The organism is Flavobacterium tructae (assembly GCF_001853485.1).
Lineage (GTDB): Bacteria > Bacteroidota > Bacteroidia > Flavobacteriales > Flavobacteriaceae > Flavobacterium > Flavobacterium tructae.
Window position 1 is genome coordinate 70,148 of sequence record NZ_MIKE01000022.1, and the last position, 14,076, is coordinate 84,223.

Annotated in this window: 14 protein-coding genes; 11 read left to right on the forward strand and 3 right to left on the reverse strand. The window is 35.4% G+C overall.

The genetic code is table 11. The features are described from left to right. Positions 1 to 156 precede the first annotated feature (156 nt). Positions 157 to 765 (reverse strand): NUDIX hydrolase, encoded by a 609-nt coding sequence (locus BHE19_RS08105; protein WP_017496531.1) that lies wholly within the window; start codon positions 763 to 765, stop codon positions 157 to 159. A 7-nt stretch (positions 766 to 772) separates the two neighbouring features. Between BHE19_RS08105 and pyrE the strand changes: the two genes are divergently transcribed. Next, entirely contained in the window at positions 773 to 1,423 is a 651-nt protein-coding gene (gene pyrE / locus BHE19_RS08110; protein ID WP_017496530.1) for an orotate phosphoribosyltransferase, read from the forward strand. Positions 1,424 to 1,614: 191 nt separating this feature from the next. Beyond that, positions 1,615 to 2,007: an orotate phosphoribosyltransferase gene (locus BHE19_RS08115; protein WP_070906664.1), complete on the forward strand. Its 393-nt coding sequence runs from the start codon at positions 1,615 to 1,617 to the stop codon at positions 2,005 to 2,007. Positions 2,008 to 2,153: 146 nt separating this feature from the next. Here BHE19_RS08115 and BHE19_RS08120 read toward each other — a convergent pair whose 3' ends face one another. After that, positions 2,154 to 2,882: a biotin--[acetyl-CoA-carboxylase] ligase gene (locus BHE19_RS08120; RefSeq protein ID WP_070906665.1), complete on the reverse strand. Its 729-nt coding sequence runs from the start codon at positions 2,880 to 2,882 to the stop codon at positions 2,154 to 2,156. Positions 2,883 to 2,975: 93 nt separating this feature from the next. On the opposite strand from BHE19_RS08120, the gene rsfS reads away from it, so the two are divergent. The 7 genes from rsfS (at position 2,976) to BHE19_RS08155 (ending at position 8,597) form a co-directional block, all read left to right on the forward strand. Further along, a complete protein-coding gene (gene rsfS, locus BHE19_RS08125; RefSeq protein WP_017496527.1) occupies positions 2,976 to 3,347 on the forward strand; it encodes a ribosome silencing factor in 372 nt (123 codons plus the stop codon). 15 nt (positions 3,348 to 3,362) lie between these two features. Continuing rightward, positions 3,363 to 5,288 carry an ATP-dependent zinc metalloprotease FtsH gene (ftsH, locus tag BHE19_RS08130; RefSeq protein WP_070906666.1) on the forward strand — a complete coding sequence of 642 codons (1,926 nt, stop codon included), beginning with the start codon at positions 3,363 to 3,365 and terminating at the stop codon, positions 5,286 to 5,288. A 114-nt stretch (positions 5,289 to 5,402) separates the two neighbouring features. After that, on the forward strand, positions 5,403 to 6,008 hold the full coding sequence (locus BHE19_RS08135; RefSeq protein ID WP_017496525.1) for a lactate utilization protein B/C: 606 nt from the start codon (positions 5,403 to 5,405) through the stop codon (positions 6,006 to 6,008). Position 6,009: 1 nt separating this feature from the next. Continuing rightward, on the forward strand, positions 6,010 to 6,897 hold the full coding sequence (locus tag BHE19_RS08140) for a phosphatidate cytidylyltransferase (RefSeq protein ID WP_070906667.1): 888 nt from the start codon (positions 6,010 to 6,012) through the stop codon (positions 6,895 to 6,897). After that, positions 6,887 to 7,540, forward strand: coding sequence for a phosphatidylserine decarboxylase family protein (locus BHE19_RS08145; protein WP_070906668.1), 654 nt, complete (start codon positions 6,887 to 6,889; stop codon positions 7,538 to 7,540). Before BHE19_RS08140 ends, BHE19_RS08145 begins: the two co-directional genes overlap by 11 nt. After that, positions 7,540 to 7,809 carry an acyl-CoA-binding protein gene (locus BHE19_RS08150; RefSeq protein WP_070906669.1) on the forward strand — a complete coding sequence of 90 codons (270 nt, stop codon included), beginning with the start codon at positions 7,540 to 7,542 and terminating at the stop codon, positions 7,807 to 7,809. Before BHE19_RS08145 ends, BHE19_RS08150 begins: the two co-directional genes overlap by 1 nt. 8 nt (positions 7,810 to 7,817) lie before the next feature. After that, a complete protein-coding gene (locus BHE19_RS08155; RefSeq protein ID WP_070906670.1) occupies positions 7,818 to 8,597 on the forward strand; it encodes a superoxide dismutase in 780 nt (259 codons plus the stop codon). 142 nt (positions 8,598 to 8,739) lie between these two features. Here BHE19_RS08155 and BHE19_RS08160 read toward each other — a convergent pair whose 3' ends face one another. Further along, positions 8,740 to 10,533, reverse strand: coding sequence for an alpha-amylase family glycosyl hydrolase (locus BHE19_RS08160; RefSeq protein WP_394332170.1), 1,794 nt, complete (start codon positions 10,531 to 10,533; stop codon positions 8,740 to 8,742). 409 nt (positions 10,534 to 10,942) lie between these two features. On the opposite strand from BHE19_RS08160, the gene BHE19_RS08165 reads away from it, so the two are divergent. Both BHE19_RS08165 and BHE19_RS08170 read left to right on the forward strand, forming a co-directional pair. Then, positions 10,943 to 12,613: an OstA-like protein gene (locus BHE19_RS08165; RefSeq protein WP_123923505.1), complete on the forward strand. Its 1,671-nt coding sequence runs from the start codon at positions 10,943 to 10,945 to the stop codon at positions 12,611 to 12,613. A gap of 85 nt (positions 12,614 to 12,698) precedes the next feature. Then, entirely contained in the window at positions 12,699 to 13,895 is a 1,197-nt protein-coding gene (locus BHE19_RS08170) for an aspartate aminotransferase family protein (RefSeq protein ID WP_070906671.1), read from the forward strand. Positions 13,896 to 14,076 lie beyond the last annotated feature (181 nt).

A 14,076-nucleotide genomic window follows, 5' to 3' on the forward strand; every position in this document is an offset into this window, starting at 1 on the left:
ATAGAACTCTACCAGTGAAGTGGCTCGCATAATCCTACAGCATCTCAATAAGAGAACATATAGGCTGTAGTGCCCTCCTCTCTTATCAGGATGATGGCACGCCTAATTAAAAGGGGTAAAAAATTATCAGGAAATGATGAGGTAGTATTTTTTCCCTTACTCTACTTTAATTTCACTTTCCTCTTCAAATAACAGCTTAATGTTTTCGTAAGAGTTTTTCAAAGCTTCTTTTATTTGTTCCGGATTTAACCAGGCCACTTTTTCGATACCTTCTTCAGCCTGACCATGAGGAATCCCTTCAAAGTCTGTATGCATTTCAAACCAATGCGTGATTTTGAGTTTGTATTTTCCGTTACGCTTAAAAACATGATACGTTTTTTGAAGTTTATTGGTAATACGAAGCTGGCTCACACCTGTTTCTTCTTCCACCTCACGAATAGCCGTAGCCTCAATTTCTTCCCCCTTCTCGATTCCGCCCTTAGGCAAATCCCACTTTCCATTTCTGAAGATAAATAAAACCTCGCCCCTTTTATTGTACACAAAACCTCCCCCAGCTTTACTTACAGGAATTTTTGCCTTTAAGGTCTTCATAATCTCCTTTTCGTCAGGATGATACAAATAAGCTTTTTGAATTTTATTTTGAAAGATTTTCACTATAAGCTGCTCGATATCAATACTCTCTAACAAGAATAATTGAAAATTAGTCTCTCTCGAGATTTCATTTGTCAAAAAAAGTGGTTTGTCGTTCACAAAAACTTTATACATTTGTACTATGATTTTTAATAAAGATACTGCCGAAAAAACAGCCGAATTGCTTTTGCAAATAAATGCAATTAAATTGAATCCCGAAAATCCTTTTACATGGGCTTCAGGTTGGAAATCTCCTATTTATTGTGATAATAGGTTAATTCTTTCATTTCCAAGCATCCGAAACTACGTTCGTGATGAATTTGCGAAAAATATAGAAAAACAATTTGGAAAACCGGATGTCATTGCCGGAGTTGCTACCGGAGCAATTGGAGTTGGAATTCTTGTGGCCGAAAGCCTTGGATTACCTTTCGTATATGTGCGTCCTGAAGCTAAAAAACACGGAAGACAAAATCAGGTAGAAGGTTTTTTACAAAAAGGTCAAAATGTTGTTGTAGTAGAAGATTTAATCAGTACCGGTAACAGTAGTTTGATGGCTGTAGAAGCTTTACGCAACGAAGGAGCTAATATTAAAGGAATGGCCGCCATTTTTACCTATGGTTTTAATGTTGCCGAAGAAAACTTTAAAAATGCCAATATCGATTTGTATACCTTAAGTAATTACGAAAACCTACTGGATTTAGCGGTTCAAAAACAATACATCAGCGAAGAACAACAGTCTACCCTGCAAGAATGGAACGTGAGTCCATCGACTTGGGGACAGGAGGCAGAGTAATTGTAGATTGCAGATTTTAGATTGCAGATTTTTTAAAAATTGCTTCGCTCTTTTTTGGAATTTGGAATTAAAAAAATTGGAATTTATTAAAAAATCCAGCTTTGCGAACTTTGCGTTTGTAAACACAAAGAAAATCAAAATCCATAGCGCCCTTTGCGGTTAAATAAAAATTAAAAAAAACAAATTAATATATGAACTTAGAAAGTCCAAAAGTTACCGTTCAGAAATCAGCTCAGGATTTATTTGACTTATTGACTGACGTAAAGAATTTCGAAAAATTAATGCCGGATAATATTGCTAAATTTGAAGTAATTGGCGAAGACGCTTTTATTTTTGGATTGAAAGGCATGCCGGAAATAAAACTTAAAATGAAAGATAAAACCGCACCAAACAAAATTGTTCTAGGAGCTGCGAGCGATAAACTTCCATTTACCTTAACTTCAAATATTGACAGTGTTTCTGGTTCAGAAAGTGCCGTTCAATTGTTTTTTGAAGGCGAATTCAATGCTATGATGGCTATGATGATCAAAGGCCCAATCAGCAAGTTCATCGAAACTTTAGCAAACAATATGACTAAACTTTAATAATGGTAAATTATTAATTGTGAATTATAAATGAAAGCCTGATTTAACGATCAGGCTTTTTTATTTTTTGTTTCCCAAAAAACCTCCAAACCTCTGAACCTCTAAAAAAACCTTAGAATCTTAGCAACTCAGAACCTCAAACCCTTCTAATAAAGCATCTGAATCTCCTTAATATCAAACTCTGAAACGGAATCGTCTTCCAGAAGAATCTGAATCTTACCTACAGGTGATACTCCTTGAATGATTCCCATAAAGTTTTGATTCTCGAGGTTTTTGAATGGCATTGGAACACCTTTTCGGAACAATGAATTAAAATAAACAGACCATAAATGTTTAGAATTAACTTCCCATGCTCCTATCATCTCTTTCATTTTCCCGACAATCAAATAAGGTAAAAGCTCTTTCTCAAAACTACTGCCCGAAATCACTGCCAATGAAGAAGCATTTGGAAGTTCATCAAAATTAGTCTGATTGACATTTAAGCCCAACCCAACAACTGACACAATCCTGCCATCACTTTTGAGGGTATTTTCAATAAGTATGCCACCAATTTTCTTATTATATGACATAATGTCGTTTGGCCATTTTATACTTAAATCAGGAATATTTAAGGATTTTAGCACCTCGATTACACTTAAAGACACTATAAGGCTAAGGTTAAAAACATGCTCATTATTAAAGACAAAATCCCTCACCAAAACACTCATAATTAAGTTTTTACCCACCTCAGATTGCCACTTAGCACCCATCTGCCCCTTGCCTTTTGTCTGATTTTCAGCCGTCACTACAGTAAAATTTTCCAGTTCATCCTGACTTGACAATGATTTAAGGAAATCGTTTGTAGAATCTATGGCATCGAGTTTGATTAGTTTCATTTAAGTAATTTAAATAACTTAATTTAATATTTTGTTAAGGTTCAAAAATAATCACAAAATTTGGTAACTTTACAAATTCATATAAAATAATTCATGGCGAAAAAGACTGTTAATAATGATGTTCTATTGGCGAACATAATCAAAGGGATTGAAGAAGTAAAAGGAAATGATATCGATATTCTTGACTTAAGAGAAATAGACACTGCAGTTTGTGACTATTTTGTCATTTGCAACGGAAGTTCAAATACCCAAGTTAATGCCATTGTAAATTCAATTCAAAAAACTGTATCAAAAGATTTAAAGGATAAACCCTGGCATGTAGAAGGAACCGATAATGCGGAATGGGTTCTTATGGACTATGTACACATTGTAGTGCATGTTTTCCAAAAACACATTCGAGAATATTACAACATCGAAAGCCTTTGGGGTGATGCCAAAATAACTACAATCGAAAACAAATACTAAAGAAAATTTCTTCTAATGGCTAAAGATAATAATCCAAATCCGAGTAAATTTAAAATAAGTCCCTGGTTAATATATACTGCAATACTTCTGGTTTTTTTATTTATAAGTTTTGCAACCGGTGGATCAAACTTAAGCGAACCTGCTCAATTAACTTCTTCTAAATTCAATACTTTATTAGAAAAAGGACAAATTGAAAAAGTAATCGTTTATAACAAAGCTGAAGCTGAAGTATATTTAAACGCTGCGGCTCTTAAAGACGCGGCTAATAAAAAAGTAGCTAAAGATATTTTTGACAGACCAAATAAAGGTCCTCATTATACTTTAGAAATTGGTAACGATCAAATCTTCCAGACAAAGCTTGAAAAAGCAGTTGGAGAAGGCAAACTGAAAGATTTTAATTTCTTACAGAAAAACAACTGGAGCGACATTTTAATCAGTTTGCTACCAATCATCATCATTATTGGTGTATGGATTTTCATTATGCGCAAAATGTCAGGTGGTGCCGGTGGCGGTGGCGGACAAATTTTCAACATTGGAAAATCAAAAGCTAAGTTGTTTGATGAGAAAACCGATATTAAAACTACATTCAAAGATGTAGCTGGTTTAGAAGGTGCAAAAGAAGAAATACAAGAAATTGTAGAATTCTTAAAAAACCCTGAAAAATACACTAATCTTGGAGGTAAAATTCCAAAAGGAGCCTTATTAGTAGGACCTCCGGGAACAGGTAAAACATTATTAGCAAAAGCAGTTGCAGGTGAAGCTCAGGTTCCGTTCTTCTCTTTATCAGGATCTGATTTCGTTGAAATGTTCGTAGGTGTTGGTGCTTCACGTGTACGTGATTTATTCAAACAAGCCAAAGAAAAATCTCCTGCAATTATCTTTATCGACGAAATTGATGCTGTTGGTAGAGCAAGAGGAAAAAGCAATATGTCAGGCGGAAATGACGAAAGAGAAAACACATTGAACCAATTACTAACAGAAATGGACGGTTTTGGTACAAACTCTAACGTAATTGTACTAGCTGCAACCAACAGAGCCGATGTACTTGACAAAGCTTTAATGCGTGCAGGACGTTTCGACAGACAAATCTTTGTTGACTTACCGGACATTCGTGAAAGAGCTGAAATTTTCGCAGTTCACTTAGCACCTATCAAAAAAGTAGAAGGCCTTGACCTTGATTTCTTAGCCAAACAAACTCCTGGTTTCTCTGGTGCTGATATTGCTAATGTTTGTAACGAAGCTGCACTGATTGCTGCCCGTAATAATAAAACGGCAGTAGACAAACAAGATTTCCTTGATGCTGTGGACAGAATCATTGGCGGACTTGAAAAGAAAAACAAAATCATTACACCGGAAGAAAAAAGAGCTATTGCTATTCACGAAGCTGGTCACGCGACCGTAAGCTGGATGTTAGAGCATGCTGCACCGCTAATCAAAGTAACGATTGTTCCTCGTGGACAAAGTTTAGGAGCGGCTTGGTATTTACCGGAAGAAAGACAAATCGTCAGAACCGATCAAATGTTAGACGAAATGTGTGCTACTATGGGCGGAAGAGCTGCTGAAAAAGTAACTTTTGACAGAATTTCGACCGGAGCATTAAGCGATTTAGAAAAAGTCACACGTCAGGCTCGTGCTATGGTAACAATCTATGGTTTGAATGATAAAATTGGAAATGTTACGTATTACGATTCAAGCGGTCAAAGCGAATACAATTTTTCAAAACCATATTCTGACGAAACTGCAAAAATCATTGACAAAGAAATCTCAGAATTAATTGAAGGTCAGTACCAACGAGCCATTGAAATTCTTAAAGAAAATAAAGACAAGCTAAATCAACTAGCTGACATATTAATTGAAAAAGAAGTTATTTTCAAAGATGACTTAGAAGCTATCTTCGGAAAACGCACTTTTGATAAAAATTTAGAAGAAGTGGTTTCATAGATAATTCAGTAAATATGTAATATTTTTTAAAATCTTAATTCAAAACACCCTTTTGAATTAAGATTTTTTTATCTTTGAACGTTTTCAATTAACATGTAAAGTATTTCATATAAAATGAATTTTTTCAAAAAAATATTTGGTTCCAGCGAGCCAGCTTCTGATGAAGAACATGAAAGTGAATACGGGGCAAACCAAGCTCCTGACAGTCATTTATCTATCGATGAAAGATTCATTTTTAATTTCAAAAAAAATGGAGGTAAGTTCTTGTATTGCGAAAACAAACAGGAGGTTGCAGAACAATTTGAAAACATTTTAGAAGAAAACGACTGGTTCGAAAACGAAGTTTTGTGTTATGAACCTGCTCTTTTTAGTTTGCTTGAAGAAAATAAACTACTTTATCTTTCGCCAAGGAATCCAAAATTTTTACTTGCCACTTGTGAGAATCTGATTGCTGACGAAGGTTCTATTTTATTCTCATCTAAACAAATCAGACAGGATAAACCAAACGAATTGCCTGCAAACATTGTTATTATTGCTACAACAAGTCAGATACTTTCCATCAAAAGCGATGGTCTAAGCGCGATCAAACGCAAGTACGAAAGAGACTACCCTACTAATATTACCACAATAAAATATTTCGAAAAAGCAAAAGAAGAAGATTTTACGCAATACGGAAGTGTTGCCAAAAACTTGTATTTATTGCTCTTAGAAGATCTTTAAGATGAACGAAACACTCAAGAGAACCATTTCTGGTGCTGTTTATATCGCTTTATTACTAACTTCTATTCTGTTTTCTACCGAAAGCTTTATTATTCTTTTTGGCATCTTTCTGATTATAGCCACTTATGAATTCTGTAATTTAGTTGGGATCAATAAAGTTTTTTCCATTTTATTTGTTTCCCTGTTTTATAGCGCAGTTGCTTTAATCAGTTTTTACAAAACTGAAACTGAAAACTATATTAGCAAAACATTTAAAGAGAATATTATAATTACGGTGGATACCGAAAAGCTTTTTTCGGCACTGCTCATCATTACCTTAATTGTATCTGTAAAATGTATTGTTTTTTTATTTGACGACACACAAATCATCAGTAAAACATCCAAATACATTTATTTACTTGGATATGTAACACTCCCTTTCCTTTTTATCACTAAAATTTCATTTGGTATCAAAGATTACAATCCAAAAATCATCATCGGATTATTCGTTTTAATCTGGACCAATGACACCTTTGCCTATTTAGTTGGAAAGTCAATGGGAAAACATAAATTGTTTGAACGTATTTCACCTAAAAAAACAATTGAAGGTTTCCTTGGCGGAGTAGTTTTTGCTGCCTTTGCCGGATTTTTAATCTCAAAACTATACATACAGCCAAAAGCAGATTTCAGTACTAAATCCATTCTTATCTGGATGATTATTGCTTTAATCGTTAGTATCTTCGGAACTATTGGGGATTTAATTGAATCCAAATTCAAAAGAGTTGCCGGAGTAAAAGACAGCGGTTCCATTATGCCGGGTCACGGAGGCGTATTAGATCGACTAGATAGTGTTATATTTGTAGCACCAATTATATTTTTATTTTATCAAATTTTATATTATGTTTCATAAAGAAGGAGGCCCATCCATTTTGTTAGGTACTGTTTTCGCAGTAGCTGTACTTTTAATTGCTGAAAAATTCATTGATATCAATTGGCTAAGAATAGTAGTTCAGCTAGCTGGTTTATTAGTATTAATTATCATTCTGCAATTTTTTAGAAATCCAAAAAGAATCGCAATCAGAAACAGCGATCACATTCTTGCCCCTGTAGACGGGAAAGTTGTGGTTATCGAAGAAGTGTACGAAGGAGAGTTTTTTAAAGACAAACGTCTTCAGGTATCTATCTTCATGTCACCAATTAATGTACACGTAACACGTTACGCAATGGACGGTATTATCAAATTTAGCAAATACCACCCTGGAAAGTTTTTAGTTGCCTGGCATCCAAAAGCAAGCGAAGAAAACGAAAGAACAACGGTTGTAATTGAAAACGAAACTTTTGGACAGGTATTGTACAGACAAATTGCAGGAGCTTTGGCGCGTAGAATTGTAAATTACGCTAAAGAAGGAATGCAGGTTGTTCAGGGGACAGATGCCGGATTTATAAAATTTGGTTCAAGAGTAGATTTATTTTTACCTTTAGGCACTCCAATCAATGTAGTATTAAACCAAAAAGCAGTTGGTGGGAAAACCATCATCGCTACAAAAGCTTAATGACTGAAAAAGATTTAGATACTCGTTTTTCAGAGGCCGTTGAGACCGCTTTAAAAATGACTCAGGCTACACTGCCGCAAGATGTGCAGTTGAGACTTTATGCCTATTACAAACAAGCAACTTTTGGAACAGCTGTGTACAATCAATCGGATAATTTTGATTTACGAAATGCTTTCAAAACAAATGCCTGGATGCAAATAAGTCATCTTACAGCTGAGGAGGCTAAAGAAAACTATATCGCAATCATTAATTCACTAACATCAAAATAACTAACATTATGAAGAAAAACATTACTCGTTTTAGCATTTTGACTTCATTTTTTCTATTATTTTCATGTAATGACAATAAGTTAACCGAAGTTGTAGAGGTTCCTTTGCCAACAAAAGAAGAAAAAATCACCATTGGATCTCCAAATGATGTAAAAGCAGACCCAGGTTCTTTTGAATTGACAAAACTGCCATTTTCTTATGATGCTTTGGCTCCTGCAATAAGAACTCTTACTCTGGAAACACACTATTCAAAACATTATTTAACTTACACCAACAATTTCAACAAAGAAATTGTAAATACGGAGTTTGAAAATCTGCCTATTGAAGATATTCTTAAAAAAATGGATCTTAGCAATGCCAAGCTTCGTCAAAATGCAGGTGGATACTACAATCATACGCTTTATTTTAATATTCTGACACCAAAAGAACAAACTCCAAAAGACACTTTAGCAGGTTCGATCAATAAAGAGTTTGGTTCTCTAAGCAATCTAACCAGCCAGTTCAAAGGTCAGGCAACCAAACAATTCGGATCCGGATGGGTTTGGCTGATTGTCGACAGAGCCGGAAAACTTCAAATAACAACTACTGACAATCAGGATAATCCTTTAATGAAAAACGCCCTGATTCCCGGAACTCCAATTTTAGGAATTGATCTTTGGGAACATGCTTACTATCTGGATTACCAAAACAGAAAAGGGAGTTATATTGATGCTTTTTATCAGCATATTAACTGGGAAAAAGTAAACGAAAATTACATCGAAGCTTTGAAAAAAGTCAAAAAAGTATAAATCATAAAAAAGCTGATACTACATTTTTAAGTATCAGCTTTTTTTATCTATTTGCTTTTACCCTTTCAGGATAATAATCACTTTTAATTTTTCTCATAGTGCGTTGCACCATGCTTTCAGCCCTTTAAGTAGATGTCTACAATTACTTTAATTCAAAAATAAATGACTCCGAAGGCATTATTTTCACCCTCACAACTCCTTCTGCATTATTTACTTTTAACTGCACAATACTCTTCTCGTACAATTGATCCTTAAGATCATAAACTCCATCTCTTAAGTTCCATTTTGAAATAATATCTGAAGGAACTTTCAAATCAAACTCACTTGTTTTTTCTGAAGAAAAATTAGTCACTATGATCAGTTTTTGATCCTCTGACCAACGCACATACGAATAAATTAAATCGTCGTAACCTCTATTATTTTGGCGATTTACGCTTTGAATTTCCTGAAAACTCCCCATTAAAGCGGGGCTTTTAAGGGAGAAATTTAGCAATTTCTTATAAAAATCACGCAGCTTCTTTTCTGAATCCGAAAGCTGCCCGCCATCAAACTTACCTTCATTCATCCAACGCTGATGATTTGGCACTCCAATATAATCAAATATCGATGTTCTGGAACGCGTTCCAAAACCGGCATTCTCATTTGCTGCCTCACCTACTTCCTGTCCAAAGTAAACCATAGTTGGAGCCGTACTAATTGTCGCAGAAACCACCATTAACGGTTTTCCACGTTCGGGAGTTCCTGCAAATTCAGGACTAGCTAATCGCTGCTCGTCATGGTTGTCTAAAAAATGCAGCATATTATGCTCAATATCTTCCATTCCTTTCTGAATATCCGATAATCCATCCGGCAGTGATTTTCCGCGAATAATATCTTTCAACTTATCATAAGTTTCCACTTTATCATAGAGATAGTCCATTTTCCCCAAACGAATATAATTACGATATTCCTTTGGATTATAAACTTCTGCCAATAAAAAGGCATTTGGATTTTTCATCTTAATTGCCGAATTCATATAACTCCAAAATTCGTAGGGTACCATCTCCGCCATATCATAACGGAAACCATCTACCCCTTTGTCAATCCAATACAAAGCAATAGACCTAAACTTTTTCCAGGAATCCGGAACGTCTTTATCCTGCCAAAAAGCAAAATGTTCCTGATACGTTTTTTGATCAAATCCTGCAGGAAGTTCCTTAAAATCCTTTGAACCGTCAGGACGAATTCCATAATTTACTTTCACCGTTTCATACCAGTCGTTTTGATCAGGCTTCGCTTTTCTGGAACCATTTCCAGTCCATTTTGCAGGATTTTCATTAAATACCCCGTCTACAAGTACATTTTTCTCTCCATTTAATGGAATATCTCCGCTCGGTATTTCAAAATGATTGTTTGGGATATAATAAAAATTGTTATCTCGTTTATATTCCATACTCACATCATCATCGGCTCCAAAATCTCTTACTCCCGCCGGATTACTTTTACCTTCATATTTTCTTGCAATATGATTGGGTACAATATCAATAATCAGCTTTAGTCCTGCTTTGTGCGTACGTCCGATTAACGCTTCAAACTCCTGTAATCTGTTTGCCGGATTCACCGCTAAATCGGGATTTACATTGTAATAATCTTTTACAGCATACGGAGATCCTGCACGGCCTTTTACCACTTCCGGATCATCATCTGAAATTCCATACGCCTTATAATCCCCCACCAATGCATGATGCGGAACACCTGTATACCAAATATGGGTAACACCTAAATCCTTAATTTCATGCAGCGCTTTGTCTGTAAAATCATTAAATTTTCCAACACCATTTTCCCCGATCGTCCCCCACGGCTTATTAGTGGTGTTTTTATTTCCAAATAAACGCGTAAAAACCTGATAGACTACAATCTTATTCTCTTTAGGAGTCTTTTCTTTACTTGTATTCATTTTTAGATCTTTGGTTTTACATGCCGAAAACAGCAGAACCACAGCGAGTCCCGCAACAAAAAAATTCTTATTTATCATATTTACGTTATAATCAGATTGATCTCCAAATCGGAAATAATATTCCTGATTCTGAAAACCATTTCCTAAATTTAGACTAATTTTTAAATTCACGGAAACCTAAAAATCTTTTTTGTTTGGATAGAAGTACAAAATCATCAACTACAACGTAAGAGTACTCCGTTTTGTTGATAAATTAAACTCAAAACCAAATGAACATTTTTTCATCAAATTGATTTAGAATTTTTCATTAAAACCTATCCATCCATTCAAAAAATCCGTATTAATAAATTAATCTTAATATCCATAAAGGTTATAACCTTTTTCATAAATTTGACAAAAATTTAATCCATTGAAGAAATTACTATTTTTCATATCCTTTTGTTTGCTTTTTTTAAGCGTACAAGATCTTTTTGCTCAAAAACCTAAAACAATAATTGTTGAAAATGCTGATTTTCAAGAAATCAACGAAAACGAAATACCGGGTGCTTTACTGCTTACCGGAAATGTAAAAGTGAATCATGACGGGGTTGTACTCACCTGTAATAAAGCTTATTTCTTTCAAAAAGAAAATTATCTTAAAGCTTTTGGAAATGTGCAATTGGTACAAGGTGACACCTTATTTCTAAACAGTAAATATGCAGAATACAGTGGTAATGTAAAAAAAGCTTTTGCGACCGGTGACGCTGTCATGAGTTCGCCCGATGCCACTTTAAGTACGGATACGATAAACTTTGACCGAAATATTCAGCAGGTATTTTACAACACCAAAGGAACTATCATCAACAAAGACAATACATTGGTTAGTAAATCAGGAAGGTATTTTGTGACCGAGAAAAAGTTTCAGTTCCTGACTGCAGTTACGATTACCAATCCAAAATATGTGATCAAATCAAATCATTTAGATTACTACAGCAACTCAGGACACTCTTATTTACTTGGTCCTTCAACCATTACCAGTAAATCCAATTATATTTATACGGAAAGGGGTTTTTATGACACCAAGAAAAATCTTGCACATTTTTTACGAAAATCTTACATCAAATACGATGATCGCCTCATAGAAGGAGACAGTTTATACTACAATCGAAATATCGAATTTGCCTCTGCCACCCGAAATGTAAAAATCACGGACTCTATCAATCGCGGTATTGTAAAAGGCCATTATGCCGAAATTTACAAACTCAAAGATTCGATGTTTGTAACCAAAAGAGCCGTAGCCATTAATCTGGTTGAAAAAGATTCGGTTTATATTCACGGAAAAAAACTGATGGTTACCGGAAAAGAAGGTGAACGTATTTTAAGGGCTTACAACAATGTACGTTTTTACAAAATAGACATGAGTGGGAAATGTGATTCTATCCATTCCAATTCCAAGACCGCTTTGACAAAACTAATTGGCAACCCGATTCTTTGGAACGGAGAAAGCCAAATCACAGGAGATGTCATGCATCTTATTGGTGATAAAAACACTAAAAAACTAGATTCCTTAAAAGTTCTCAATAACACCTTTATTGTCTCGCGGGATACCCTCGGAACCGGTTACAATCAGGTCAAAGGACTCAATTTGTTTGGAAAATTCAGGGAAGGAAAATTACATGATGTCGACGTTATCAAAAACACCGAGGTAATCTATTACATGCGAAATGATGACAATGAGCTAATTGGAATCAATAAAAATGTAAGCAGTAAAATCAACCTGATTATCGAAAATAACGATATTGAAACCATCACCTTTTTTAACAAAGTCGACGGTGACGTATATCCCGAAGCCGATTTACCTGAAAACGCCCGTAAATTAAAAGGCTTGCGCTGGCGTGGCGACGAACGAATAAAGTCGAAAGACGATATTTTTACGGCTGAAGACAATGAAATGAACGATAAATTAATTCAGGAAGGAAAAGACGAAGAGGCTAAAGATAAAAACGTACCTCTAAAAGTAAGAAAAGAAACCTTGGATTACGGCAAAAAGAAACCCGCAGTGAAGACCACTACAAACGCTAAGAGTAAGACTAAAAAATAGTTTTCAGTCGCAGTTTTTTACCCAACTGTAAACTGAGACTAAACTCAGAACCTTAGAAACTAAGCAACTTAGAATCTCAAAAAAAATGAATCCAGACTTTATAAAATACCAGGCACAAACTTCACCATACCCTTTAGGAATGGAGGTTTCTCATGCTATTGGCTCATATATTTACGACACTAGTAATAAGAAATACTTAGATTTTGTAGCGGGTGTTTCTGCCTGCACACTTGGGCATCAGCATCCAAGAGTCAATCAGGCGATTAAAGATCAATTGGACAAGTATTCGCATGTAATGGTTTATGGCGAATACTCTCAAAGTCCGGCTGTGGAGTATTGTAAACTCATGGCCTCACTCCTGCCTGAATCACTAAACAAAACTTATCTGGTAAACTCAGGAACAGAAGCGATTGAAGGAGCTTTGAAGTTAGCGAAACGAGCAACAGGACGTAGTCAGCTTATTTCGTGTCATAATGCCTATCACGGCAATACTATGGGATCTATGAGTGTTATGGGTTTTGAAGAACGCAAACAAGCCTTCAGACCTCTTCTTCCCGATGTTGATTTCATTACCTTTAACAACGAGGAAGATTTACAAAAAATAACAACCAGAACTGCGGCTATACTTTTAGAAACCATTCAGGGAGGTGCCGGATTTATTGAACCGCATGACAATTTTCTGCAAAAAGTAAGAAAACGCTGTGACGAAGTTGGCGCTATGATGATCGTTGACGAAATCCAACCAGGTTTTGGGAGAACCGGAAAACTATTTGGTTTTCAAACCTATGACGTTATTCCCGATATAGTAGTCATGGGAAAAGGTATGGGTGGCGGAATGCCGGTAGGCGCTTTTACAGCATCGGCAGAAAAAATGGATCTGTTGACCGAAAATCCTAAACTGGGGCATATCACTACTTTCGGAGGTCATCCTGTCATTGCGTCAGCATGTCTCGCTACTTTGCAGGAATTAACTGAAACAAATCTAATGGAAGAGACCTTAGAGAAAGAAAAACTCTTCCGATCGCTTTTGGTACATCCTTTGATAAAGGAAGTTAGAGGAAAAGGATTAATGCTTGCCGCCATGACCGAAACTGCCGAAATTACCAATCAGGTTATTTTGAACTGTCAGGACAAAGGGCTCATTTTATTCTGGTTGCTGTTTGAAGGATGCGCGATACGAATAACACCTCCTTTAACAATTTCTGAAGAGGAAATCAAAGAAGGCTGTGCCATAATCTTAAACGTTATGGATGAAATCCTGAAAAAGGAGCAAGAAGTTTAATTAAAGATAGGAAATCCCTATCTACAGATAAAATAATAACTCCCTAATCTTCTAATAAATCGGAAGATTAGGACTAAAAACAGAATCGGAATTCTGTCCATATTGTTAATTAAATTGTTCAAAACAATTAATTTCCTTTCCCCACAGCAATAATATGGTTGCCTAAATTTATAACAGGCTA

What these genes read in the sequence shown, in the direction of transcription:
- BHE19_RS08105 (WP_017496531.1), bottom strand. Translation starts at nt 765, where the DNA reads ATGTATAAAGTTTTTGTGAACGACAAACCACTTTTTTTGACAAATGAA.
- pyrE (WP_017496530.1), top strand. Translation starts at nt 773, where the DNA reads ATGATTTTTAATAAAGATACTGCCGAAAAAACAGCCGAATTGCTTTTG.
- BHE19_RS08115 (WP_070906664.1), top strand. Translation starts at nt 1,615, where the DNA reads ATGAACTTAGAAAGTCCAAAAGTTACCGTTCAGAAATCAGCTCAGGAT.
- BHE19_RS08120 (WP_070906665.1), bottom strand. Translation starts at nt 2,882, where the DNA reads ATGAAACTAATCAAACTCGATGCCATAGATTCTACAAACGATTTCCTT.
- rsfS (WP_017496527.1), top strand. Translation starts at nt 2,976, where the DNA reads ATGGCGAAAAAGACTGTTAATAATGATGTTCTATTGGCGAACATAATC.
- ftsH (WP_070906666.1), top strand. Translation starts at nt 3,363, where the DNA reads ATGGCTAAAGATAATAATCCAAATCCGAGTAAATTTAAAATAAGTCCC.
- BHE19_RS08135 (WP_017496525.1), top strand. Translation starts at nt 5,403, where the DNA reads ATGAATTTTTTCAAAAAAATATTTGGTTCCAGCGAGCCAGCTTCTGAT.
- BHE19_RS08140 (WP_070906667.1), top strand. Translation starts at nt 6,010, where the DNA reads ATGAACGAAACACTCAAGAGAACCATTTCTGGTGCTGTTTATATCGCT.
- BHE19_RS08145 (WP_070906668.1), top strand. Translation starts at nt 6,887, where the DNA reads ATGTTTCATAAAGAAGGAGGCCCATCCATTTTGTTAGGTACTGTTTTC.
- BHE19_RS08150 (WP_070906669.1), top strand. Translation starts at nt 7,540, where the DNA reads ATGACTGAAAAAGATTTAGATACTCGTTTTTCAGAGGCCGTTGAGACC.
- BHE19_RS08155 (WP_070906670.1), top strand. Translation starts at nt 7,818, where the DNA reads ATGAAGAAAAACATTACTCGTTTTAGCATTTTGACTTCATTTTTTCTA.
- BHE19_RS08160 (WP_394332170.1), bottom strand. Translation starts at nt 10,533, where the DNA reads ATGAATACAAGTAAAGAAAAGACTCCTAAAGAGAATAAGATTGTAGTC.
- BHE19_RS08170 (WP_070906671.1), top strand. Translation starts at nt 12,699, where the DNA reads ATGAATCCAGACTTTATAAAATACCAGGCACAAACTTCACCATACCCT.